This window comes from Brunnivagina elsteri CCALA 953 (genome assembly GCF_002289455.1).
Classification (GTDB): domain Bacteria; phylum Cyanobacteriota; class Cyanobacteriia; order Cyanobacteriales; family Nostocaceae; genus Brunnivagina; species Brunnivagina elsteri.
Genome location: NZ_NTFS01000006.1, coordinates 16237 through 42618 on the forward strand (window position 1 = coordinate 16237; position 26382 = coordinate 42618).

Here is a 26382-nt window from a genome sequence, read left to right on the forward strand (position 1 = left end):
AGATAAGATAAATAATTATTTTATTTGACTAAACTATTCGCAATTAGTTTGTAACCATTCCTTTGTAAGCTGCATACCTTTATCAAGGTTAATTTTAGGTTCGTAATTCAATATATTTCTAGCCTTAGCTATCGAATAAGCATAAGGACGAGACATAAAATCAACAGATTCTGGTAAGATATCTGCTTCTTTACGAAAAAGCTTTTGTCCTTGACAACGAACACGAAGAAATAGCTTCATTTCCTCTTTTGGTAATGAAGAAGGTTCTGGTAAATCTACCATTGCTGCGAGTTTAGTAAAATATTCCTTCCAAGTAGTTTCAGAACCATCTGTGATATTAAATATTTCACCATATGCTTGTTTTTCAATTGCTAAAAAGATAGCATCAACAAGATTATCGATATATACGTGGTTAATTACTCCCTTCCCATCATTAACGCAAGCGAATAAGTTTTGACGCATTAAAGAAAGAGGACGAATTATCCAAGGTATACTTTCAGGTCCATAAACATCTCCTGCACGGATGACAATTACACCAAATTCAGGTGGAGAATTAAATTTTAGGATTGCGGATTCAGCTTCAATTTTACTTTGACAGTAAGGATTATTTTCGCTTGTCAAACTTACATTTTCCGTAATGCCATTAGAATAATCAAATCCATATACAAGTACACTAGATAGATGAACAAAAGCCTTAACACCAGCCTTTTTAGCAGCAGTTGCTATATTTGTAGTTCCACCTACATTTATGTCTTGAAACTCTTTAAGTTTTCCACCTTCCTTAGCCATCTCTGCTGCATGTAAGACAATATCCATACCCTCACAAGCCTTTTTTACCACATCCGTATCTGTTACATTTCCAAATATTAATTCAACTCCTAATTTTTCAACTTGATTGTAATTTTTTATGTCCTTTTGTTTACCTTTTTCTGACGTATGTACTAAACCTTTAACCTTAATTCCTTGTGCGATCGCAAGTTCAGCAGTACGTAAGCCAACACATTCGTTAATACCAGTGATGAGAATTGTTTGATTTTGGATGTTCATGTATTTTAGTGCTTGGAAATAGTTAGTGGTAATTTTGATTAGGGCTGCAAGTAGTAGCTTTTTCAGATTTAAGCTAAATGAAGTACCCTGTAGAGACGAGACATATCACATCTCTTTATATTCAATAAAAATGCATCATACCCTAATTAGAAAATGTCAGCAGGGTCAGCAGAACGTAGTTTATTGATTGCTAAAGTTCCAGAAAGGATGCACATAACAATTGCTGAAACAAATACAAGTATTGCATTATGAGCAGTCATCATGATTGGTAATTTTGTTGTGTTCATCGCAAAGTCATATAATCCTAACGATAGTACAAAGCCTGGGAAATAACCTGAGATTGCTAAGATTAATGCTTGCTGAAATACGACAACTAGCAAGTAATTATTCTCGTAGCCAATAGCTTTTAAAGTTGCATAAGCAACAAACTGACTGGAGATATTACTGTAGAGAATTTGATAGACAATCACAATCCCTACTATTGAACCCATCGTCAGCATTATATTTAGAATAAAGCCAATTGGAGTTCTTGCAGCCCAATATTTTTTTTCATAATCACTAAACTCTTTAAAACTAAAAATAGTCACATCATTAGCAAGATTTTTGCGAATATTTTCAACTACTTTCTCTACATTTGCACCAGGTTTTAGAGAGATAACACCAATATCAACTCTATCAGGTGTTCTATTGGGAAAAATCCTTCTAAATGTTGTGTCACTGACAATTAAATTACCATCAACACCAAAGGATGGACCAATACTAAATAAACCACCAACCCGAACTCTATAACCTGTGGAATTATTGAAGGGAAAAATTTCAAGTACTTGCTCTGGTTTTCCTTGCTCAAAATTTTTGACTATATCACCGAAATAAGTGCGGGAATCTCGGTCAAATAGGATGACATCTGGTATTTTTAACTTATCGAGATTGTCCTCTACTTCGGGTAAGTTAATAACAGATTTTCCGGGTTCAAATCCAATTACATATATCGGATATTTTTCTCCTGTCTCAGGATTTTTGAATTTAGCAAATTCCAAATACATTGGACTCACAGATTCAACATCATTAAATCCTAATACTTGATATAAACTAGTGCGGGCAAAACTTTGATTTGATGTTAGAGCTTTGTACTGAGAACTAACAAGAAATAAATCGCCACGTAAACTTTGATGTACTGATGTAGCACTGGAATAAAGTGCATCTTGAAAGCCTAATTGTACAAACATTAATAGTACAATAAAAGCCATACCAGCGATAGCTACGACAAAACGTCCTTTTTGTTGAATTAGTTGCAACCATGCCAGGGGAGTCTTAAAAATCATGATTCTGTCTTCCAAAATTGGGTGTGAAGAATAATACCAATTTGGGATTTGGGATTTTAGATTGTTGATTATCTAAACCAAATTTTGTGAACCTAAAATCAAGTGGTATTGGTGATGTTTAAATATTGAAGATGGGATTTTGATTTAGATGTGAATCGCGACATCAACTTGTAGATTAGTTAAACCTGCAACTCTTTTACTATCACTGGGATTGTCTATACGAATTTTGACCTCAACTACTCTACGATCTGTATCAGCAGAAGGGTTGACGCTAAGAATACTCTGACGTTCAATTTGTAGTCCAATATCGTTGACAGTTCCGGGGATTTTGCCGCTAAATGCTGTACTAGTAATGAGCGCTTTCTGTCCAATCCGCACCTTTTCAACATCGGTTTGATACACTTCTGCGACTACGTACATCTGCGATGTAGTGCCAAGTTCAACTATTCCATTACTACCGATAACCTCTCCAGATTTAGCATGAATTTTGAGAATTTTGGAGTTAATTGGGGATTTAACATAGGTAAGTTCATGTTCTGCTTGGGATTGTGTGACTGCACTAATAGCACTTTTGACTTCCGCTTCAGCAAGTTGAACATCAACTGGACGTACTTCACTCAGACTTGCTAACTTTGCCTGTGCTTCCTGAATTTGGTCTTGTAAAGTGCTGACTGTGCGAGTTAATCCAGCTTGAGCTTCACGGATTTGTTGTTCGACTGTTTGCAACTGCAAGCGTTTAGTATCGGCAATTGATGCGGAAACAGCACCTTGTTTATATATTTGCTGGTAGCGATTATTTTCCGTGCGAGCATTATTCAACTGTGCTTGCAACCTGGCAATTGTGGCTTGTTGGGCTGCGACTTCACCTTTTACTTGAGCTTGTAATCTGGAAATAGTCGCCTTTTGAGCGCTAATATCTCCAGTTTTAGCTCCCGCTTTAATTTGAAGAAGTTTGGCTCGCGCTACACTCACTTTATCAATTGCTTGCTGAAGTGCAGCAGCAGTTCTAGCATATCCTTCTAACCAGGCAACGACTTGTCCTATACGAACAGATTCACCATCCTTGATGAGAACCTTTTCAACTCGTACACCACTCAAAGAACTCGGTGCTGATAAGCGTCGCACTTCACCTTGAGGTTCGATGCGTCCTAATGCTGTCACGGCAACTCTCGCTGGAACTGTTTTTGTTGCTTTTTCCGCTTCTTTCTGAACCGATGCTTGATATCTTGTCAGGCTGTAAATAGATAACAGTGCAGCGATTAATCCTACTGTTAAAGCAAAAATTATTCGCCAGCGATAATTAGGTTTTGGTGTATAAAACTGACTATCATTGTCTACGGTCATATTCTTATCCCAATAATGTACGCAAAGAATTAGCCCCATTGTCTGAATCTATTGCGAGAATGCGATCGCATTTATTCGACTCCCGGAGGGAGTATTCTGAAGATTCGCAGTAATTTAAGTAATTGAATACTTACTTTTGTAATGCTTCTGAAGTTTATAGGTTTGATATTGGAGCTTGAGAAGATTGCTGAGTGCAATGTCTTAAAAACATCATCTTTAAAAATATAGTCTTTAAAAATATAGTCTTTAAAACATATCCATCACCAAATTTCGTAATGACTGCAATTGTAGAGATTTGCTGCCATATTTAGTAATTTGCCTTATAAATATACACCCAATTCCCGCAATTTTATCTAATAATTTAGAGTCAATTTTTATGCAGTAAAATTTACTTAATCAGCATCAACATACTGAGGAATTTATTGTTAGAGATATAACAAAATACTATTAGATATTTATTGGATAAACTTGTCTTTAAATATGACAAACTAGTTTATTTTTGTCAAGCGGGTAGAATTAATTAAAATAATTGCTAAACCAAGACAAATAATGAGTGATTCGCAACTCTGATAGTTAACTTTATTCGCGATTACTTCAGAAAAAAGTCATATAAGCTACAGAATTTACACTGCATTTCCAAATATTTCTGATAAAAGGTAAATAGTTTAATAATGGTAGTTTAGCTGCATATACCCACCCCCTTCTCCCTACCTTGCGGGTAGAGGGAGTCAAATCATGTTCACTAGGGTGGAGTCGAAATAATATGCGGCTTCACATTAAATTGGTATTAGACAATTTTCTTTGATTTGAAACACAATTCTGATATGGGCTAACTCCCGCATCATACCTCGATGCGGTAGATTATGCTTTATCTAAGATATTTACAAATAAAAAGTGAGAAATAATATAGGGAACAAGAGACTACTAATATCAGTCTCACACCCTAATTGTTAGTCATGTACTTATTAGTGGGAAAGAAATGTAAATAGCGAACAAAAATTGTTTAGTGGTGCTTTTCTGGTTTTCCAAAATTTATTTATAGGGTGTATTGATTAAGTACATTCATAATTGCTAGCTACTTGCTGAATCACAACATCTAATTCTAGAATAAATCCACTTTCGATTTTACTATTGCTCTTCAGTTTTAGGTTAAATTTCAGTTGTAGTTTAATTTGTAGTTTATAAGTTAGCTGGAATTCTTAATAATTAAGACATGTCAATCAGAATTCTCACTTACCTGCTTAACCTTTGTCTGAATACTCATCAAATATATTGGGTATCTTGTTCTATTAGTAATTTAACTTGGCACTAGGAGGAACCCAATTATGCCTACTGTGCTAGCAGTACTTATCGATCAAATCAATATTGGTTCCAACCGTCGTCCAATTAAGGACAATAAGGTTGTCGAATTAATGCAGTCAATTCGTGCCAATGGTTTATTAAATCCAATTACAGTCGATCGCAAATTTACTTTAATTGCGGGATTGCATCGACTTACCGCTTATAGATTGTTGGGGTTCGAGCAAATCGAGTGTAAAATCGTTAATTTTGAGGATGCTGATCATGCGAGGTTAGCAGAAATCGACGAGAACTTTATTCGTAACGAACTCGAACCTCTAGAGCGATACGAACTTTGGTTAGAACGCGATCGCATTCTGGAACGGATGGGATTGCGCTTCAAGCCGGGTGACAATCAGCACACTCACAAGCTAAGTGCAATAGGTGGTGAAATTAATTCACTACCTCCAAAAACAACTTTGGACTTGGCAAAGGGTTTTGGTTACAGCGAGCGTTCTTTCCAGCAAGGGAAGCAAATAGCTAGGGATATTCATCCCGATATCAAGCAAAAAATTATTGATACCAGGCTAGGCAAAAGTCGTACTATCCAACTAAAAATAGCAAGAACTGCCAACCTTGAACGCACGCAAGCAGAAACAGCCGAGAAAGCCTTTGAAGCGGCAATGCAACAAGGTGATAAAGTAGAAGCCGAATATCAAGCTAATTTAGCAAAGGAAGCTAGGGAAAAGCAAAAAGAGCTACAGCTACTAGCTTTCCAGCGTGAAACATCACCAGACAAAGCTGCTAATGGCTATGCCAAAAAAATCACAAAACCAATACCTAAAAAAGAGCTACCCGAACCCATTAATAATGGCAAACCTGTAGCAGCAGCAAATCAAACTGGGGTTGAACATGGTGAAAAATGGATGTTAAACAAGCATCTAATTTACTGTGGGAATACGGCAGGCAAGCAATTTATTAACCTGTTACCCTCCGATGCCGCTCTTGCGATCGCAACCCTGTCATCCTTCTGGGAACACGATTATCTCGTTAATGAAGCTAGGGTTGTAGCAGTATTGCGATCGCAGGGAAATATCAATAATTTTTGCAGCAGTCATCAAATGCCATTTCAGCATGAGTTTATTTTAAATAACATCTACGTCGGTATTTTTTCCCATCACCTAATCCCTAAACCAGAAAATACCATTAATCTTGAAGGAGTCGAGGGGATTATCAGTTATTTGTTAAATATGTACAGTAACCCCAATAGCTTTGTGATAGCTCCATTTATGGGACATGGGGAAATTTTGGTTGGTTGCGATCGTTTATCACGTACATGTTTTATTGGTGACGAGAATCCAGAATTAATCAGTCGGGGTATTCAACGCTGGCAAAATTTAACTGGGAAACAGGCAAGAAAAATCATTTGATTTCCCTCATATCCCGGAAATTACCCCCCTTAATCCCCCCTTGGAAAGGGGGGAAACTAGAAATCAGAAATCCAGTTCCCTCCCCTTAATAAGGGGAGGGTTAGGGTGGGGTTCTTTTATTTTATTTGGGTTAATTTTTATAGACTTTCAAATTTAATTGGTATTAACTCTACACATTTTCTTAATTCAAAATTACAATATCAAACTACAAAACCCGGTTTCCTCAGGAAATCGGGCTTTTTAATTACTTTTCAATAAATTTTAAAAAAATATTTATAATATCAATTGCAGATACTATCTGAAAAACTACTAAAAAACGTACATGAATAACAAATTCAATTATTATCTAATACCGAGCGATCGTAACATTATATACTGTTTTATTCTACTTTACATTTACATTATTAATTATGCACCAAATTCATAAAAATCTTGAAGTTCTTATCCGAAATTTTATAGATATGTTAGTGTTTAAAGTAATTATGAAGCTCTCAATTGATAAAGCTCCTAGCGACTCAATCACGAGCGCATAATATCCAAAAGATGGGAATAATTGATGGATAATGTGGTGTTATTCGATTGATTAGTAGAAAAGACTTATGAATAGGGGTGTTTTTGTAACGAATTTGCCAGACTCAAGTTTGTCAAAACTTTAAATTATATTATCTCGGACGCTAAATTAGCTATGGCATTTATCAAGATACAAAACGTTGTTATTAACACGAGTTATGTTGCCGCAGTAAAATTGGATAGCAGGACTAGCTCTGGCGAAAAAAGCGTTTCTGTCTTAATAGCTACTCCCAAGTATCCATTATTTCAATTAGAATCAATTTCCCAAAATCTGTGCCACAACGAATGGATTGAGTTTACTGGTCAAGCAGCTAGCGCATTACAAGATTATTTTACGAGTTTCAACAATGTAATTGACCTATCACCACAGTATCAGGAATCCACCGTGGTATAGCAATATTTGCAATTATATCATTTTGTTTGGAGCTAGTTATAGATATAGTTTAGGGGAATCACAAGTAAGCGACTTCAGACACCTCAACTGATAAATCTGTAGCATTTTTTAGACTAAAATGGGATTAAAATTGCTGTTACATGGCTGAAATAATCAGAAGTGTCAGTTTTATTAGTTATTCGTTATTTGTTATTAGTTATTAGCTATTAGATATGTGTTATTAAGTATTAGTACTTATTAACCAAGGGTGGGTAATGCTCACCCTAGAAATATCTCACAACTAACTGTTAACCATTAACTATTAACACTTATTAATTGACGCAAAGGCTTCGATTACTGCAAATAAATAGCTGCTGTAAAGAACAGATAGCTCGTTTTTGGTTGGTAACAGAAATTACCGTAGCTTCATCAGAAGTTTGTGGGTCAGGGGTTTCCTTCCACAAAACTTCTCATCATCAACACTACCAAAGATTAGCCTATGTCTGCTTCTTGGATAGATACTGCTTTGTCGCAATTAGAAGACCAAATTAAGGATTGTGAACAGGCATTATTAAAGTTTATTGAGGAGAAAAAGAGGATGTCGGACAAACCTATGTCAACCAACAAGATGAACAGGAAACTGCAAGATAATCCGATTGCGATTATTGGGATGGCAAACCTCTTTCCCCAAGCAAGAAATCTGCGTGAATATTGGGAAAATATTATTAATAAAGTTGACTGTATTACTGAGATTCCAGACTCCCATTGGAATGTCGATGATTATTATGATCCTAATCCACGTACTAAAGAAGATAAAACATATTGTAAACACGGTGGGTTTATTCCTTATGTTGATTTTAACCCGATGGAATTTGGCTTACCACCAAATATTTTGGAAGTTACTGATGTGTCGCAATTGCTAAGTTTGGTGGTTGCGAAAGAAGCGATGGAAGATGCTGGGTATAGCACAACTAGCGAATTTAATCGCGAAAATGTAGGTGTAATTCTTGGTGTTGCTTCCGGAAAACAACTGGCAATGCCTTTGGCTGCAAGGTTGGAGTATCCAGTTTGGCAAAAGATTCTTAAAAGTAGTGGTTTATCCGATGAGGATACTGAGAAAATTATTGGCAAATTCAAAAGTGCCTATGTGAAGTGGGATGAAAATGCTTTCCCTGGAATGCTAGCGAATGTTGTTGCTGGACGAATTGCCAACCGTTTGAATTTTGGGGGTACTAACTGTGTAGTTGATGCTGCCTGTGCAAGTTCATTTGCGGCGTTAAAAATGGCGATTAGCGAATTAGTTGAACATCGTAGCGATATGATGCTTACGGGTGGGGTGGATACAGATAACTCCATCATGGCATATATTTCCTTTAGCAAAACTCCGGCTGTTTCTCCTGGTGATAAGGTTCAACCATTCGATGCTAAATCTGACGGGATGATGTTAGGTGAAGGCATTGGGATGGTTGTATTAAAACGTTTGCAAGATGCTGAACGGGATGGAGACAAAATCTATGCGGTGATTCGCGGGATTGGCACATCAAGCGATGGACGCTACAAGAGTATATATGCACCTCGTCAAGAAGGACAGGTGAAAGCGTTACAGCGTGCTTACGATGATGCGGGGATTAATCCGGCAACCGTTGGGTTGGTTGAAGCCCACGGAACGGGAACAATGGCTGGTGATCCAACTGAGTTTGCATCGTTGCGGGAGTTTTTTGGCGATGACAATGCCAGAAAGCAGTATATTGCTCTGGGTAGTGTAAAATCCCAAATTGGGCATACGAAGGCGGCTGCGGGTTCTGCTAGTTTGATAAAAATGGCGCTGGCATTGCATCATAAGGTTTTACCAGCGACGATTAATGTTACCGAACCAAATCCCAAACTCAACATTAAAAATTCGCCATTTTACCTGAATACGGAAACTCGTCCTTGGATTCGGGCAGAGAATGAAGCTCCACGACGCGCTGGTGTTAGTTCGTTTGGCTTTGGTGGTACTAATTTCCACGTTATTTTGGAGGAGCATGTAACCCCAACAGCTAATACTAATCCCTATCGTCTCCACAGTACACCAGCAGAAATACTTCTATTTGCTGATAATGTGACATCGTTACAAAGTCGATGCGAAGAAGTGTTAGCAAAGTTGCAATCCCACGCTGGGCAAAAAGATTATCTCGAACTAATTAAGGAATGCAAAGGTAATGAAATTCCTCTAAGTGCTGCGAGAGTGGGATTTGTGGCAGAATCTAGGGTTGAAGCTGCGAAATTGCTGCAAATGACCGTGGAGTTGTTGCGAACCAAATCTTCCTTACCAGCTTGGGAACATCCCCAAGGTATTTTCTACCGACAAAGCGGGATGGAATTGGGGGGTAAGGTTGTGGCTTTGTTCTCTGGACAAGGTTCCCAATATCTGGAAATGGGACGGGAATTGGTGATGAATTTCCCCAAAATGCAGCAAATGTTCGGTTACATGGACAGTTTGTTGCTGAAGGATAATTGCGCTCCACTTTCGGAAGTTGTTTTCCCCCATCCAGTGTTTGACGAGGTGGAGAGAAATGCTCAAATTGCGGCATTACAATGTACTGAATATGCTCAACCCGCAATTGGGATGTTGAGTGCGGGAATGTACAAAATCTTGCAGCAAGCTGGGTTCAAATCAGATTTTGTCGCTGGACATAGTTTTGGAGAATTGACAGCATTGTGGGCTGCGGGAGTCTTCAGTGATGAAGATTATAGCTTATTAGTGAAAGCACGGGGACAGGCAATGTCACCACCCCAAGACCCAGATTACGATGCCGGGGCAATGTTGGCAGTGAGAGAGGATTTGAGCAAAGTTGAAGCCGCGATCGCAAATTATCCTGGTGTTTCTGTTGCTAATTATAATTCTCAAAATCAGGTGGTTTTAGCTGGTCCTACGGCTGATATTCACCAAGCTCGCCAAGCTTTGCAGGATAAGGGTTATACTGCGATATTGCTACCTGTTTCGGCTGCATTTCACACATCCCTAATTGCCTTTGCCCAAAAGTCATTTACGATCGCACTACGTACTGTCAATTTCCAAACACCAAAAGTTCCCATTTACAGCAACGTCACAGGCAATGTTTATCCCCAGGAACCCCAAGGGATTCAACGAATCCTGGAAACCCACCTTGCCAGTTCCGTACTATTTAAGCAGGAAATCGAGAATATTTATGGTGCTGGTGGTTATTGCTTCGTAGAATTTGGTCCCCGTAAAGTTCTCACCAACCTAGTTAAAGACATTTTGGGAACCCGTCCCCATATTGCCGTAGCCTTGAATGGTAGCAGCCATAAAAATAGCGATCGCACGCTGCGGGAAGCTGTTGTACAATTGCGTGTGGCGGGATTGCCCCTCAAAAATCTCGATCCTTACCAAGTACCGCTTTCTTTACCTCCAACTGAGACAACTAAAAGCATAAATATTCGTCTCAACGGTGCTAATTACATTTCCGAAAAAACTCGAAAAGGATGGACAGAAGCACTGGAAGATGGATATAAAGTTTCCACCACAGAAGTAAATGCGATCGCCGAAGGCGGGGCTTTGCCCATCGCGGAAAATGTAGCTGAAGAAACACGACTCATTTGCAACGTTGAATCTGAAAAGCAATTAATTCAAACCTCTAGCATGTCAATCTCTGCGAATTCCTCACCCAACTCTAGTAATGGACATCACTCCAATGCACAAGTTGCAACCATTACTACCAATGGTGTTAAACCCGACTTAACATCAAATACCACATCAAATATCCCATCAACAGTGTCAGGTTCGCATCCAGAATCAAAACCAGCCACTTTTACGTCAAACCATACGAATGGCAGTAAAAATGGTAATTCTGAAGTGAAGTCTAATTTAATACCCAACACTCAGATTAACCTTCATAACTCAGAACCAGAAAAATCTGTCCCACCTGTTACTCAACCAGCAAGACAGTCACAAATGCAACCTACATCAAACAATCTGGCTTATTACCAACGGGTTTTAGAAAGCTTAGAGTACGTCCTGGCACAGTTTCAACAAAATCAAAGTGAAAATTTACAAGTTCACGGATTGTATCTAAATCATCAACAGGAATACGCACAAACCTTTTTCCAACTGATGCAGCAACAAAATAGCTTATTTGCTAACTTTGACGCTGCAAATCCCACCAAAGCAGTGGTGATGGAGAGTTTGGAACGCAGTATGATGCAATTCCATTCCCAGCAAGGTGAAACTCTGCGGGTTCACGAACAATACCTTCAGCATCAAGTTGAGTACACTAAGCAATTTTTCCAAGTCATCCAGCAAGAATATGCACAGATTATTTCTGGTGATTCTGGGAATGCTGAAGTTGAAGAATTATTAACAACTGCACCAAGTCGACAAACTTCAGATACTCAGTCAGTCGAAAAGCAGGTTGACTCTATACCTGTTATTCGCAAACCAGCTACAAATAAGGTTGTAGAAATCTTACCTATAATTCCTACACCTACGGCGATACAAGTACCGACAGAAGTTTTTAATCATAGTTCATCTTCCGTACAAGCTAAATCAATTGTTCAACCAGTAATTGAAAAAACAGTAATTGGAAAGCCTGTAATTGAACAAACTGTAATTAAAGAAACAGTAATTAAAGAACCAATAGTTACAGCAATTACAAACTCACCAACTCCAACAATCGACTTATCAGACTTAAGTGATAGACTACTAGCCATCACCAGCGAGAAAACAGGTTATCCAGTCGAAATGCTCGAACTCGACATGGACATGGAAGCTGACTTGGGAATCGACTCAATTAAACGAGTCGAAATCTTGGGAGGATTGCAAGAAATCTACCCAGAACTACCCCAACCAAACCTCGAAGAACTGGGTGAAAAGCGCACGATCGCACAAATAGTAGAATATCTGCAATCGAATAATTCAGCGACTCCCAACGGTAGTATCGCGTCAGTAGCAAATAACGCAGATATAATACCCGTAGTTACATTCGCTGCAACAACACCATTAATTGTTGAACCTTTAATTCCTGAAGTGACAGCAGCAGTTGCAACCCTAAATCAACCTTTAAACTTAGAAGTCGAAGTTCCCACAATTGCGTTAGCGAAGCTTACCGAAGGTATCGCAGACGCACAAACAACAACAGTTAATGTCGAAAACCTTGACCAAGCATTACTAGCCATCACCAGCGAAAAAACAGGTTATCCAGTCGAAATGCTCGAACTCGACATGGACATGGAAGCGGATTTGGGAATTGACTCCATCAAACGAGTCGAGATAATGGGAGCATTGCAAGAAGCATTCCCCGACTTACCCAAACCCGATAACATGGAGGAAATAGCCGAACTTCGTACCATCGGACAAATCGCTAATTACCTCCAGAACCTTGCTGGGGGTGAAAAAAAAAAGCTTGAATTTGATTCGATTGACAGACGAACCGATGTAAGCATTGTTGATGATATCGATTTGGATGTAGATTTAGATACGGGGATTCAGAGACTCCCCGCATCTCTCCAAATCCTCAACCAACCAGATTGGCTAGATTTTCAACCAGCAAGCGGTTACATAGCACTGATTACCGACGATGGTTCTGATACAACAGTAGAAGTTGCCAGTGGTTTAAGCGAACAAGGTTGGAAAGTCGTTATCTTGAACTTTCCTGCGATCGCACCAAACAAATCAACATTACCTGCGGGTATTGAAAGGGTAGTACTGACAGAACTGAGTGAAGCACATTTGCAAACACAACTGAATGCAATAACCACCAACTACGGTTCCATCGGTGCATTTATTCACGTCCATCCAACCTTCCCAGTACCCAACGACAACGGTATCTATTACAACCCAGCAGAAAAAGCCATCGTCAAACAGGTATTCTTAATCGCCAAACACCTGAAAAAATCCCTAAACGAAGCAGCATCACAAACACGTAGTTGTTTTTGTACAGTAGCTCGTCTTGATGGAGCTTTCGGACTAGCACATCAAATAGATGGACAGCAAACAAAATATAGTGCGATCGCAGCAGGTTTATTTGGGTTAAGCAAAACCATGATTTGGGAATGGTCAAACGTATTTTGCCGAGCGATCGATATTAGTCCAGCAATCGACGCAGAGACATCAGCAAAACACATCATCGCAGAATTGCATGATTCAAATCGTAACCTCACCGAAGTAGCTTATGGAACCCAAGGAAGAGTGACACTGATAGCGAAATAAAAGAACTAGCTAGCAAGAGGAACGCAGACAGAAAACAACGGAAAACATGGAGAAACAATATCTCCATGTTCCTCCATCCCAACTTCCAAAACTAATTAAATATGTCAAAAAAAAACACAATAAATTATATCGGTCGTATAATTGACTACGAAAAACAAGCACCGATTCGAGGAGCCAAAGTTTCATTAAAAACCGATGAAATTTCCCTGACTTCCCACACAGACTTAGAAGGAATTTATCTCTTTCAAATCAACCCAGACAAAGCTAAAAACGTCCAAGGTCAAATATACGTAGAAGCATCAGGATATAGACCTTATCAATATTCAATTTGGCTATCATCCGACAAAAAAGACTTAGGAGATGTTCGCTTAGGAAATTCAGGAGGAAGTAACACCAGCCTCGCAAGTAATAGTAGTAGTAGCAGTTCCAACAATAGTAGCAATAGTAATAGTAATAATAATTTAATTGCAATTATCACTATTATCATGATTGGGTTTTTCATTTTCATTTCCCAAACAATTAGAAACCCCAATGAAAGTGATGATAACAACGACAATAACAACCCCCGTAGAAACTCACCTAATTCACTATATTACGATAGATAAGAGATAAAAACCGCAGATAAACGCAGATAAACGCGGATAAATATAGATAGAAGGTATCGCTTATCCAAACACAAAATTTGATATTCTCTTCATTTATTCCTTGGCGTACTCCGCGTCTTGGCGGTTTCCTCCTCCATATTTCTAAAGCTTATCTCCTCCCAACATAAACACCATCTCCCCGAATAAAACCTATGCCAATCAAAACCCACATCAACAGCGACTCCGTATTTGTAGTTAGCGGAGGAGCCAAAGGAATCACCGCAAAATGTACAATCAAACTAGCCCAAAAATATCCCTGTAAATTCATTCTTTTAGGACGTTCCCAACTAATAGAAAGCGAACCCGAATTTGCCAAAAACTGCATTGACGAAGCAACATTAAAAAAACGCATCATGGAATACATTTTAGCAACTGGTGCAAAACCAACACCAATCAGCGTCCAAAAAATGTACAACCAAATCGCATCCAATCGCGAAATAAAACAAACATTAGCAGCAATAAACCAAGCTGGTGGAAACGCCGAATACTTAAGCATAGATATCACCAACCTAGAAACATTAAAAACAAAACTAGCAGAAACAACCAGCAAACTTGGGAAAATCACCGGAATCATACATGGAGCAGGTAATTTAGCAGATAAACTAATAGAAAAGAAAACCGAAGAAGACTTTGAAAAAGTATATACAGCCAAAGTACAAGGATTAGAAAACCTACTTCACTGCATACCCGTCAGTCAACTAAAACACCTAGTATTATTTTCCTCCGTCACCGGATTTTACGGAAACATCGGACAATCAGACTATGCGATCGCAAATGAAATTCTCAACAAATCAGCCCATTTAATCAAACAGCAGCATCCCGAATGTCACGTAGTAGCAATTAACTGGGGTGGTTGGGATAGCGGAATGGTGACACCTCAACTCAAACAGGAATTTGCCCGTCGGGGTATTGATATTATCCCAGTCGATGCGGGTACGCAGATGTTGGTCAACGAACTCAACCCAGCACACCAAAATACTACCCAAGTAGTTATCGGTAGTCCAATGTTTTTTCCACCTGCACCTTTGGGTACTGAGTTACGCACACATCGAGTACATCGTCGTCTCCAAGCTGAAGCAAACCCATTTTTAATCGACCACACCATTGCTGGTAACTTGGTATTACCTGCTACTTGTGCTGTATCTTGGATTGCAGATACTTGCGAACATTTATATCCAGGATATCGATTTTTCAGCGCTAACGATTTTAGAGTTTTGAAAGGTATCATTTTTAACGAAAATCTTGCCAGCGAACATATTCTAGAATTGCAAGAAATCTCAAAAATTGAAGGACAAGAAATTGAATTTCAAGCCAAAATTTTCAGCCATAATGCTGCCGGTAAACCAGTATTTCATTTCAGTGCAAATCCTAAATTAGTTCGAGAAATTCCCCCAGCACCCAAATACGAAAATCTCAACCTCGAAACAGATAACATAATTACATTACGAGGCAAAGAATTTTATCAACAAAATCCATCATCATTATTTCATGGTGCTGCATTCCAAGAAATAAAACGTGTAGTTAATATTAGTCCGGAAAAAATCACCACTGAATGCTTTTGGAAACCAATTAGTTCCAAACAACAAGGACAATTTCCAGTTGGTTGGATGAATCCCTATGCAACTGATATAAGTACCCATGCACTGTGGATTTGGCTGTATCATTTCCACAAACAAATTTGTCTTCCTGGACAAATGGTAAAAGAAGAAAAATTTGCCAGCATACCAGCAAATCAACTGTATTATGTTTCCTGCGAAATCCAGCAAAAAACAGCAACATCTGTTACAGCTAATCTCATAGTTCACGATATTGAAGGTAATATATTCTCACGTTTATTAGGAAATAAAGGTATTATTTTACCAAAACTATTAGAATAAATCATAATTCAGACAACTCTTAAATAGGCTGATTAATGTTGGGTTACGCAAAGCCTCCACCCAACCTACAAATTAACTACAAATTAACTCTCCTCTTCTTCGCGTCTCTGCGTCTCCGCGTGACATAAATCCATATTCATATCCCACACCTCACACAAAAAACACCGTGGAAAAAATAGCAATTATTGGATATTCATGTTTATTTCCTGATGCTAAAAACCCTGATGAATTTTGGCATAATCTCATCGCTCAAAAAGACTCTACCTCAACAATTACTGCTGAAGAAATGGGAATAGAGCCTAATATATTCTATGACCCCAAAAAAGGCAAAGCCGACAAAATTTACTCTTTAAAAGGGTCATTTATTCGCGATTTTAAATTTGATTCTAAAGGTTATAAACTGCCTGCTGAATTTCTCGATCGTCTCGATAATACTTTTAAATGGTCGTTATATGTCGCAAAGCAAGCTTTACGAGATTGTGGCTACTTAACCAATCCCGAAATTCTCGCTAAGTGTGGAGTAATTTTAGGCACTCTATCTTTCCCAACAAAATCATCAAACCAACTATTTGCGCCAATTTATCAGCAACTTCTCGCATCTACAATACGTGACTTGATCCAAAAAGAAGATTTTGATTTATCAACTCTGTCAGCAAATGGGAATATTTCTGCCCATAATGCAATGATATCAGGCTCCCCAGCCGCAATTATTGCTCAAGCACTGGCATTATCAGATATTCATTGCTCTATTGATGCAGCTTGTTCATCTCCTTTATATTCAATTCGATTAGCATCCCATTATTTGTGGACACATAAGGCAGATATAATGCTGGCAGGTGGAATTAGTGCATCTGACCCATTATTTGTACGAATGCTATTTTCTAGTATCCAAGGATACCCGGAAAACAACGATATTAGCCGTCCACTTGACAAATCATCAAGGGGATTAATGACTGCCGAAGGAGCAGGAATCTTTGTCTTAAAGCGTTACAGCGATGCAGTCAGAGATGGAGACAGAATCTACGCAGTTGTCGCTGGTAACGGACTTTCCAATGATGGAAGAGGCAAACATTTACTTAGTCCAAACTCCAAAGGACAGGTTCTCGCATTTGAACGTGCTTATGCAGAGGCAAATCTCAACCCGAAAAATATTGATTACATGGAGTGTCACGCTACGGGTACTTTACTCGGTGATACCACTGAATTTAATTCCATTGAAACCTTTTTCGGCAAACATCAAGCTTCACCCCTAGTTGGTTCAGCGAAGGCAAATGTGGGACACCTTTTGACTGCTGCGGGTTCTGTGGGGTTAATCAAGGTGCTTCTGAGCATGTCTAAGGGGGTTATCCCAGCGACAATCAACATCAAGGAACCCTTGGGAACTGGGAGCAATGTGATTTCTCCAAAAAATGTTGTTCGCAGTGCCACCAACTGGGCAAGTAAAGCACCCGTAAAACGTGCTGCTGTGAGTGCATTTGGATTTGGTGGTACCAATGCACATATAATTTTAGAACAAGGGATGACAACACACCCAACCTATGCTGAGGAAGCACTGATACCAACAAAAATTGCGATCGTGGGAATGGATGCTTTTTTTGGAAATTGTAATGGGTTGGATGCTTTTGAACGCAGTATTTACGACGGAACGCAGCATTTTGTCCCTTTACCAGCAGAACGTTGGTATGGTGTGGAAAAGCAAGCAGATTTACTCAAGCAGTATGGAATCGAAGCGGGAAATTTGCCCCAGGGAGCATATCTTCAAAATTTTGATGTCGATACGTTAGCTTACAAAATTCCACCGAATGAATTAGCAAAGTTGAATCCGCAGCAATTGCTCTTATTGAAAGTTGCCGATCGCGCTTTAGAAGATGCGGGTATTAAAGAAGGTAGTAATGTCGCGGTATTAATTGCTACGGAAACAGAGTTTTCGGTTCACCATTTGCAGCAGCGTTGGAATTTGGATTGGCAGGTAAAAGAAGGCTTGATTGCGGGGGAAATTTCCCTACCTGCCGAGAAAGTAGCTCAACTGGAAACAGTTGTTAAAGATGGGATTCACAACCCTGTGGAGACTAGCGAATATGTCAGCTACATTGGCAATATTATGGCAAGTCGGATTTCCGCTCTATGGGATTTATCAGGACCAACTTTCACTGTAGCAGCAGGTGAGAACTCAACATTTAGGGTATTAGAAATTGCTCAGAATCTCTTGACTACTGGGGAAGTTGATGCAGTTTTAGTTGGTGCTGTGGATTTAGCGGCAGGTTTGGAAAATATCTTGTTGCGGAATCAATTAGCACCGATAAATACAGGTACAAAAACCCTAAGTTTCGACCAAAAAGCCAATGGTTGGAATGTGGGAGAAGGTGCTGGTGCGGTAGTATTGAAACGTCATGATGTTGCGATCGCAAATCAAGAACGTATTTATGCGGTGGTTGATGGGATTAGTTTTAGTCAGCAATATGCTACTGAAAATAATTTCGATAAATTAGATAAATCCCTCGTTACTCCCAATCCATCCCAAGTACATCAAGTTTGCACTTCAGCATTTAAAACTGCAAATATTCCAGCCAGCGAAGTGGAATACGTAGAAGTGTATGGTAGTGGTGTCACTCAAGAAGATGATGCGGAAATTGCCGGATTATTACAAGCATATTCTGTCGGCAAGAATGGATTGAGTTGTGCAATTGGCAGCGTAAAATCAAACATCGGTCATACTTACACTGCATCAGGAATTGCCAGCTTAATCAAAACAGCATTATGTCTGTATCACCGATATATCCCCGGTACACCAAAGTGGAATGGGGTAAAAAATCCAGAACTATGGCAAGGTAGTCCATTTTACGTAGCTTCCGAATCACGACCGTGGTTTTTGGGTAAAGATGCGAAAAAACGTGTCGCAGCAATCAACGGTATGGATATCAATGGTACTTATGCTCACCTAATCTTGTCGGAAGATGCAGAACAGGTAGAGCGTCAGAGTAAGTATTTGCACCAAACTCCATTTTATCTATTCCCAGTGGGGGGTAGTAACTTAGCAGATTTGCTTACCCAACTCGAAAATCTGCAAAATCTGATTACCCAGGATTCCCAACTAGCTAAACTTGCTAGTCAGACTTTTACAATATTCCAAACCAAAGAAAAATCAGCATATACCCTCGCAATAGTTGGACGGAATCAAACCGAACTCACAAAAGAAATCGATAATGCAGTCAAAGGAATTACCAAAGCTTTTACCACAGGGGAAGACTGGTTAACACCATTAGGTAGTTATTTCACCCCTAAACCTTTGGGTAAAGATGGTCAAGTCGCATACATCTACCCTGCTGCCGTCAACTCATATATTGGTATTGGACGTAACCTTTTCCGCTTATTCCCACAGGTTCATGAAGATACAGCACTAAAAAATTTGTACAGCATTGTTGCAGATGTTTCCCGTCTGGTATTTCCCCGCAGTCTCAACAAACTTTCCAACCGTCAACTAGAAAACCTCGAAAAGCAGCTCCTTGAAGACTCACGAGCTATTTTTGAAACCGACATGGGTTTTGCTCGGTTAATCACAACTATTATTCGTGATGATTTCCAAGTCAAACCTAAGTATGTATTCGGTTACAGCTTAGGAGAAACAAGCATGATGTTATCAACAGGTGTTTGGAGCGACTTTAGTCAAAGTGTTAGCGCTTTGCATACCTCCCCCCTATTTGTAGACAGGGTATCCGGAGTCAAAAATGCCGTGCGGGAATATTGGGGAATGCCAACGGAACACCATACAGGAGATGATAGCTTCTGGAGTACCTACCTATTAATGGCAGAACCCGACAAAGTACGGGAAGCTTTGAAAAACGAACATCGCGTTTACCTCACCCAAATTAATACACCCGAAGAAGTCGTTATTGCCGGAGATACTCAAGGGTGCGATCGCGTGATTCAATCCCTTGGCTGTAATGCCTTTCGCGCTCCCTTCAACCACGCCATCCATAACGAGGCAATGCGTTCTGAATACGGAGAAATTGTCAGAATTAATACATCGCCAGCCGTAAAATTACCTGATATAAAATTCTATTCCTCCGCAGAATATCAACCAATCGATTTAGAGTGCGATCGTATTGCCCATAGTATTGGCAAATGTCTGTCTGAACCTCTCGATTTTCCCCGTCTCATCAACCAAGTTTACAACGATGGAGCCAGAATTTTTCTGGAAACAGGTTCTGGTAATATTTGTTCCCGTTGGATTGACAAAACTTTAGAGACAAAACCCCACATTACTATACCCTTAAATCGTCGGGGAGTTGATGACCATACCTCTATTGTCAGAGCATTAGCAAAACTACTCAGTCATCAAGTTCCCCTGAATTTAGCACCGCTTTACTCAACAGAAGAAGTCAGCATTAAACCTAGTAAAGTGAATATGAAAACTGTGACAGTTGGTGGGGATTCAATAATAGGAAAAATACTTACACCCGAAAATAGACAAATCTTCCAAAATCTATCTGTCGAAGCACCGAAAGTAAGTATTAAAGTTGAGACAAGTACTTTTATTCAGCAAGAAAAAATAATTAAAAAGCAAGAGAAATTACCCATGAAAAAGGTCACGAATAACAGTTTTAGTTCCAGCAAACATATAGAATTTGAAGAGTTATCTGGAGTCGTCAAACCAGAACCTTTTTCGCCGCTACCCGTAGCAACACAGAATTCTGAAACCAAAACTTATCGTTCTCATATTAGTCAATTACACTTGGAAAAGTTAACTGCTAATAATTATAAGGTTACTCAGAACCACGCAAGCTTCTTAAATAATCGCCAAGAATATAGCAAGCAAATCAGTGATATTATTCAATTGCAATTAGCTTGTGCTGAACATTTATTATGTGAATAGGTAATAGGCAATAAATGAAATGAGTAACCGCCAAGACACAAAGTACGCCAAGAAGAGAATAAAGAGAATTTATCTTTATTGTTTAGGATTGCTATAGGTAATTGTTGATAAATAATTAGGGTGGATATTTACCAAGATTAAGTTATAAGTCGATGCTCTAAGAGGATATTTAGAGAATAATTATTAAGCACCAAAAACCTTATTATTCATTCAGTCCTCTTTAGAGGAGTTGAGCTATTAGACAGGGAATTAATTCCCTGGCTGGCTGGCTTTGACTCTGGCTAATTAGCCGATTTGTGATATGAATTATGCTTCATATTTTATTTATAAACATCCTCTAAGCATTCCCAATTCCCAATTCCCAATTCCCAACTTCTAACTCCTAACTTCTAACTCCTAACTCCTAACTCCTAACTCCTAACTAATTATCTCTCTGCGTTTTGAATATATTCGAGGAATAAATCAGTGAGAACTGTTGGTACAGTGATAAATCCACAAACAAATGGTCTTAATTTTCCAACCTTTTCCTTTTACCAAAATCAAATATGGAAAGGTTCGCTAGATTGCATATCTTTTGACATTAATAGTATCAAAGAAAAATTATTAACTTTAAATAAACCTTGTTATATAGTTAGAGTTGATGGCAACATTGGTGCTACTAATGATGGCTACATTTGTCCTACAGAAAATTCTATAACTGGACAAGTTGAGTTATTAGCAACAGTTGCACCTCTTTCCACAAGAAACTTAGGCGACCCAAATTTCCTAACAGATTATGGTGTAAAATATGCTTATTCAACTGGTGCAATGGCGGGTGGAATTGCATCGGAAGAAATGGTAATTGCATTGGGAAAAGCAAAAATTCTAGCCTCATTTGGTGCAGGTGGTTTGACTCCTGATAGACTCGAAGCTGCTATTAATTGTATTCAATCTGCATTACCTCTTGAACCTTATGCATTCAATTTAATCCATAGTCCTAACGAACCAGCAATGGAACGTCGTGCTGTTGATTTGTATCTCAAATATGGGGTACGAGTCGTTGAAGCATCGGCATTTTTAGATTTAACCCCCAATATTGTTTATTATCGTGTTGCTGGATTAGGGTTAAATTCGAGTAATGAAATCGAAATTAAAAACAAAGTAATTGCTAAAGTGTCCCGTCGAGAAGTCGCAAGCAAATTTCTCCAACCAGCACCACAACGTTTGCTTAAACAACTTGTCGAACAAGGTTTAATTACTGAGCTTCAAGCATCATTGGCTGAGAAAGTTCCGATGGCTGATGATATTACCGTAGAAGCAGATTCTGGGGGACATACTGATAATAGACCTCTTGTATCTTTGCTGCCTTCAATGTTAGCTTTACGGGACGAAATTCAGGCACAATATAACTATAAAAAACCAATTCGTATCGGTGTTGCAGGTGGAATTGCAGAACCGCGATCGGCATTAGCTGGGTTTATGATGGGTGCAGCATATATTGTTACAGGTTCAATTAATCAATCCTGTATAGAATCGGGAAGTTGTGAACATACAAAACAGCTACTTGCACAGGCAGAAATGGCTGATGTAATGATGGCTCCTGCGGCAGATATGTTTGAAATGGGAGTCAAATTGCAGGTTCTCAAACGCGGCACAATGTTCCCGATGCGGGCACAAAAGCTATATGAATTGTATCGAACATATGACTCAATAGAAGCGATTCCCTTAGCAGAACGGGAAAAGCTAGAAAAGCAGGTTTTTCGCAAGTCTATTGCTGAAGTTTGGGAAGGAACAGCTACATATTTATCGCAACGCAATCCAGAAAAATTAGCTAAGGCGATTAATAATCCTAAGCTGAAAATGGCTTCGATTTTTAAATGGTATTTAGGGTTATCCTCACGATGGTCAAACTCTGGGGAAAAAGGACGGGAAGTTGATTATCAAATCTGGTGTGGTCCAGCAATGGGTGGTTTTAATGACTGGGTAAGAAGTTCATATTTAGCTGAACCAAAAAATCGTCAGGTTGTTGATGTTGCTAATCAGATTATGAATGGTGCAGGCTATTTATACCGGGTTCAAAGTTTAAAAATTCAAGGTTTACAACTGCATGATTTTTACTCCCAGTATTATCCGGAAAAATCGACTTTATAAAGCCTAATAATTACCCAGCTATTGAATTGGGATACTCCGCAGAGATTTACGAAAGTATTTTTGATTCAGTATTTTCAGTTATTTTACTCGAAATAATTGCTTGTTAACTTACATTTTAGAGATAGGTAAATGATAGTTCCAAAAAAAATAGAATCCGCAGCAGACATTCAAGAGTGGATGGTGACGAAATTAGCTGAGTTACTATCAGTTGAACCTGAGACTATTGATGTTGAACAACCTTTAGAAAGTTATGGTTTGGATTCGTCACGAGCAATGGTTTTGGTGACACAGTTGGAGAAAATATTGGATGTAGAAGTTTCTCCTGTGTTGTTATGGCACTATCCAACTATTGAAGCTTTATCACAAAGGTTGGCTGAAGATTGCGAAGAAAATACTTATGACACTCCAAATACAAGTGTTACTAGTAAATTTAGTCCTGTCGTGAATTTACAAGATGAGGCTGTTCTTGACCCTAGAATTTACCCTGCTTCTTCTTCTTTTGCCTTTACTTCTACACCAGATAATGTATTTTTGACAGGTGCTACTGGGTTTTTGGGTGCATTTCTTGCTTATGAGTTGTTGCAGCAAACAAATGCAGATATTTACTGTTTAGTACGTGCTGCTAATATTCACGCTGGGAAGAGTAAGATTAAGAGCAACTTAGAAAAATATGGTATCTGGGAAGATAGTTTTGAACCCAGAATTATGCCTATTTTAGGTGATTTATCACAGCCACTTTTAGGGATTAGTCAAGAAGCTTTTGAAATGTTGGCTGCAAATATGGATGCTGTCTATCACAGTGCGGCAACATTGAATTATGTTTACCCTTATTCGGCACTTAAAGCTCCGAATGTTTTGGGTACTCAGGAGCTTTTACGGTTAGCAAGTTCGATTAAAGTTAAACCTCTGCATTATGTCTCTAGTGTAGCTGTATTTGAGTCTCCTATTTATGCAGGTCAGGTTGTTAAGGAAGATGATGATTTTAAACATTGGGAAGGTATTTTCCTAGGTTATTCCCAGACTAAATGGGTAGCTGAAAGATTGGTAAAAATTGCCAAGGAAAGAGGGCTTCCTATTACTATTCATCGTCCTCCGTTGATTTCTGGTCATAGTGAAACTGGTATTGGTAATATTGATGATTTCATTAATTTAATGATTAAGGGTTGTCTACAAATGGGAAGTTTCCCTGATGTAGATTACATGATGGATATGTCTCCTGTGGATTATGTTAGTAAATCGATTGTTCATCTTTCGCTACAAAAAGAGTCTCTGGGTAAGGCTTTTAATTTACAACATCCCCAACCTGTTCCTTTACAAGACTTAGTAAATTGGGTAAGAAAATTTGGTTTTTCTGTTGAGCTTATTCCCTATGAAGAGTGGCAAAATCAGTTAGTTAATATTAGCTCTTCTGACAATCCTCTGTACACACTACGACCATTTTTACTTGAGCGCTGGTCAAAAGAACAACTCACAATTCCTGATTTATATTTGAAGGCAAAACGACCTTTTATTAGCTGTGAGGCGACAATTAAGGCGTTAGCTGGTAGCAATATTGTATGTCCTCCAATTGACTCAAATTTGTTTATGATATATTCTGCTTTCTTGATTGAATCTGGGTTTATTCAGATGGGTTAGCTGAAAGGGTAAATATCAGGGCAAATAAAAGGGTAAATATTAGGGCAAATAAAAGGGCAAACAACCGTTTGCCCCTACCAATATAAATTTATGCTGTTTATATCCCTGACTTCTTGAAGAGGTTGGGGATATTGGTTTTAGGGTTAGTGCTAAATATAAATAAGATGATGAATAAAGGGTGTAAATTCTACACCCTTTATTTTTGGGATTGATGCACATTAAAATTTAGGTTGGGAAAAGGTATTATAAATGATACTATATGACCTTTTCCCCTAATTAAAATTCCCAGAGCTTAAGTTTTCCTCGGTTTCCAGATACTGCGATCGCAGCAATCGAATTACGTGCTGGGGAAAGCTCTAGCAAGTTCCAATCTGGGGCATTTTTGATTTTGGTTGGTTCGTTGGAACTAAAAAGAACTTCGATTTGTTGAAGTTGGGAAATACCCGCACCAGTCGCTTTGAGATATGCTTCTTTGCAAGTCCAGTAACGGAAAAATACTTCTTGCTTTTGGTTCGGAGGTAGGGATTTCATTGCCGCATATTCGTTTACCGAGAAAAATTGCTGCGCTAATGTCAACACATCCGTAATTGGACGAATATACTCCAAATCTATGCCAATTGGACGGTTGAGACATACCGCACATAATGCCATACTTTGACAGTGGGATAGGTTAAACCACAGGTTACTAGAACTAAATTTCTCGGCTAAAACTGGTTTACCAAAAGCTTCATAGGAAAATTCTAATTCCTGCGGTGCTACATCTAAGTACTTGCCCAATATTGTCCGTAGTATACCGCGACCGATAATAAAACGCTGCCGATGCTGTTGGAAATATAAGCGATCGGCTCTAGCAAGTTCGTCATCGGAAAGCAATTTGATGAACTGCTTTAATTGAGATTCCGGTCTATCTAATTCTAGCCGCCAAACATGAATTTCATCTTGTAGCAGCTTTAATTCGGCTGGCACAGCTAGCCATTGGGAATTGCTATCTGTCACTAAGTTACGCAGTTTTGAATTTTGCATCTTTATTTTAGATTATTGACTCCCGTAGTAATTGTTAATTGTTGGTTATTGGTTTTCCAGCACTATGCTTCTACCTGTAAGGACTACAGTTTATGTTTAAAAGCATTGCCAAATGTCTCTGTCGGATTTGCCGAAAAAGTTTCACCACTAACCGTCTTTTAATAACTGATGGCTATCTATCAACTATCAGATGCTAATTCTTACCCATTAATAACCACTACTCACTCACCACTCAAAGAAAGATAACTTGCCTCTATTAGCAATTTTCGCCATAGCAATATATGGTATTTATCTAGGAAGCTGTTGTATTTTATAGAAACAATAAAGATACATAATCTGTATATTTATCTGTATATTTACAGTTACATAAATATAAAAATTATGATTTGCAAACCCTTATTAATAAAGGTAAAATTATGAAATATTACCCCTATTAATATCATATAATATCGAATTTGCAAGTCTTTCACTTCCTTGTGTCCTCATGGAACTACGGCAACTACAACCATCAAGTTATTATTAACCTCGCAGAGAGAAGGAAATAGTTAGCCAATAGCAATACCACTTTATAATTACCTATTTTAACTGGTTTTTGTGAAAAATAAACGTATAAATCACCGATAAATAT

Annotated in this window: 12 protein-coding genes; 8 read left to right on the forward strand and 4 right to left on the reverse strand. The window is 38.6% G+C overall.

Going from position 1 to position 26382, the window contains the following annotated elements:
- Window positions 1–33: 33 nt before the first annotated feature.
- The 3 genes from CK510_RS01170 to CK510_RS01180 all read right to left on the reverse strand — a co-directional run bounded on the left by CK510_RS01170 (window position 34) and on the right by CK510_RS01180 (window position 3713).
- A complete protein-coding gene (locus CK510_RS01170; protein WP_095719937.1) occupies window positions 34–1047 on the reverse strand; it encodes an NAD-dependent epimerase/dehydratase family protein in 1014 nt (337 codons plus the stop codon).
- A 146-nt stretch (window positions 1048–1193) separates the two neighbouring features.
- Window positions 1194–2369: an ABC transporter permease DevC gene (gene devC, locus CK510_RS01175; protein ID WP_095719938.1), complete on the reverse strand. Its 1176-nt coding sequence runs from the start codon at window positions 2367–2369 to the stop codon at window positions 1194–1196.
- A 144-nt stretch (window positions 2370–2513) separates the two neighbouring features.
- Window positions 2514–3713 (reverse strand): ABC exporter membrane fusion protein, encoded by a 1200-nt coding sequence (locus CK510_RS01180; protein WP_095719939.1) that lies wholly within the window; start codon window positions 3711–3713, stop codon window positions 2514–2516.
- A 1325-nt stretch (window positions 3714–5038) separates the two neighbouring features.
- Between CK510_RS01180 and CK510_RS01185 the strand changes: the two genes are divergently transcribed.
- The 8 genes from CK510_RS01185 to CK510_RS01220 all read left to right on the forward strand — a co-directional run bounded on the left by CK510_RS01185 (window position 5039) and on the right by CK510_RS01220 (window position 24731).
- Window positions 5039–6421: a ParB N-terminal domain-containing protein gene (locus CK510_RS01185; protein WP_095719940.1), complete on the forward strand. Its 1383-nt coding sequence runs from the start codon at window positions 5039–5041 to the stop codon at window positions 6419–6421.
- Between the two features lie 685 nt (window positions 6422–7106).
- The gene (locus CK510_RS01190) at window positions 7107–7385 is read left to right on the forward strand and encodes a hypothetical protein (protein WP_095719941.1); all 279 of its coding nucleotides are present in this window, start codon (window positions 7107–7109) and stop codon (window positions 7383–7385) included.
- Between the two features lie 478 nt (window positions 7386–7863).
- On the forward strand, window positions 7864–13572 hold the full coding sequence (locus CK510_RS01195) for a type I polyketide synthase (RefSeq protein ID WP_095719942.1): 5709 nt from the start codon (window positions 7864–7866) through the stop codon (window positions 13570–13572).
- Window positions 13573–13673: 101 nt separating this feature from the next.
- Window positions 13674–14177: a hypothetical protein gene (locus CK510_RS01200; protein ID WP_095719943.1), complete on the forward strand. Its 504-nt coding sequence runs from the start codon at window positions 13674–13676 to the stop codon at window positions 14175–14177.
- A 191-nt stretch (window positions 14178–14368) separates the two neighbouring features.
- On the forward strand, window positions 14369–16093 hold the full coding sequence (locus CK510_RS01205; protein WP_095719944.1) for an SDR family NAD(P)-dependent oxidoreductase: 1725 nt from the start codon (window positions 14369–14371) through the stop codon (window positions 16091–16093).
- 166 nt (window positions 16094–16259) lie between these two features.
- On the forward strand, window positions 16260–20966 hold the full coding sequence (locus CK510_RS01210) for a PfaB family protein (protein ID WP_095719945.1): 4707 nt from the start codon (window positions 16260–16262) through the stop codon (window positions 20964–20966).
- 465 nt (window positions 20967–21431) lie between these two features.
- Complete coding sequence (locus CK510_RS01215; protein ID WP_095719946.1) at window positions 21432–23096, forward strand: PfaD family polyunsaturated fatty acid/polyketide biosynthesis protein; 1665 nt, start codon at window positions 21432–21434, stop codon at window positions 23094–23096.
- A 129-nt stretch (window positions 23097–23225) separates the two neighbouring features.
- Window positions 23226–24731: a thioester reductase domain-containing protein gene (locus CK510_RS01220; RefSeq protein ID WP_373695777.1), complete on the forward strand. Its 1506-nt coding sequence runs from the start codon at window positions 23226–23228 to the stop codon at window positions 24729–24731.
- 276 nt (window positions 24732–25007) lie between these two features.
- On the opposite strand, the gene hetI is transcribed toward CK510_RS01220, so the two are convergent.
- On the reverse strand, window positions 25008–25754 hold the full coding sequence (gene hetI / locus CK510_RS01225) for a 4'-phosphopantetheinyl transferase HetI (RefSeq protein WP_095719947.1): 747 nt from the start codon (window positions 25752–25754) through the stop codon (window positions 25008–25010).
- Window positions 25755–26382: the final 628 nt, after the last annotated feature.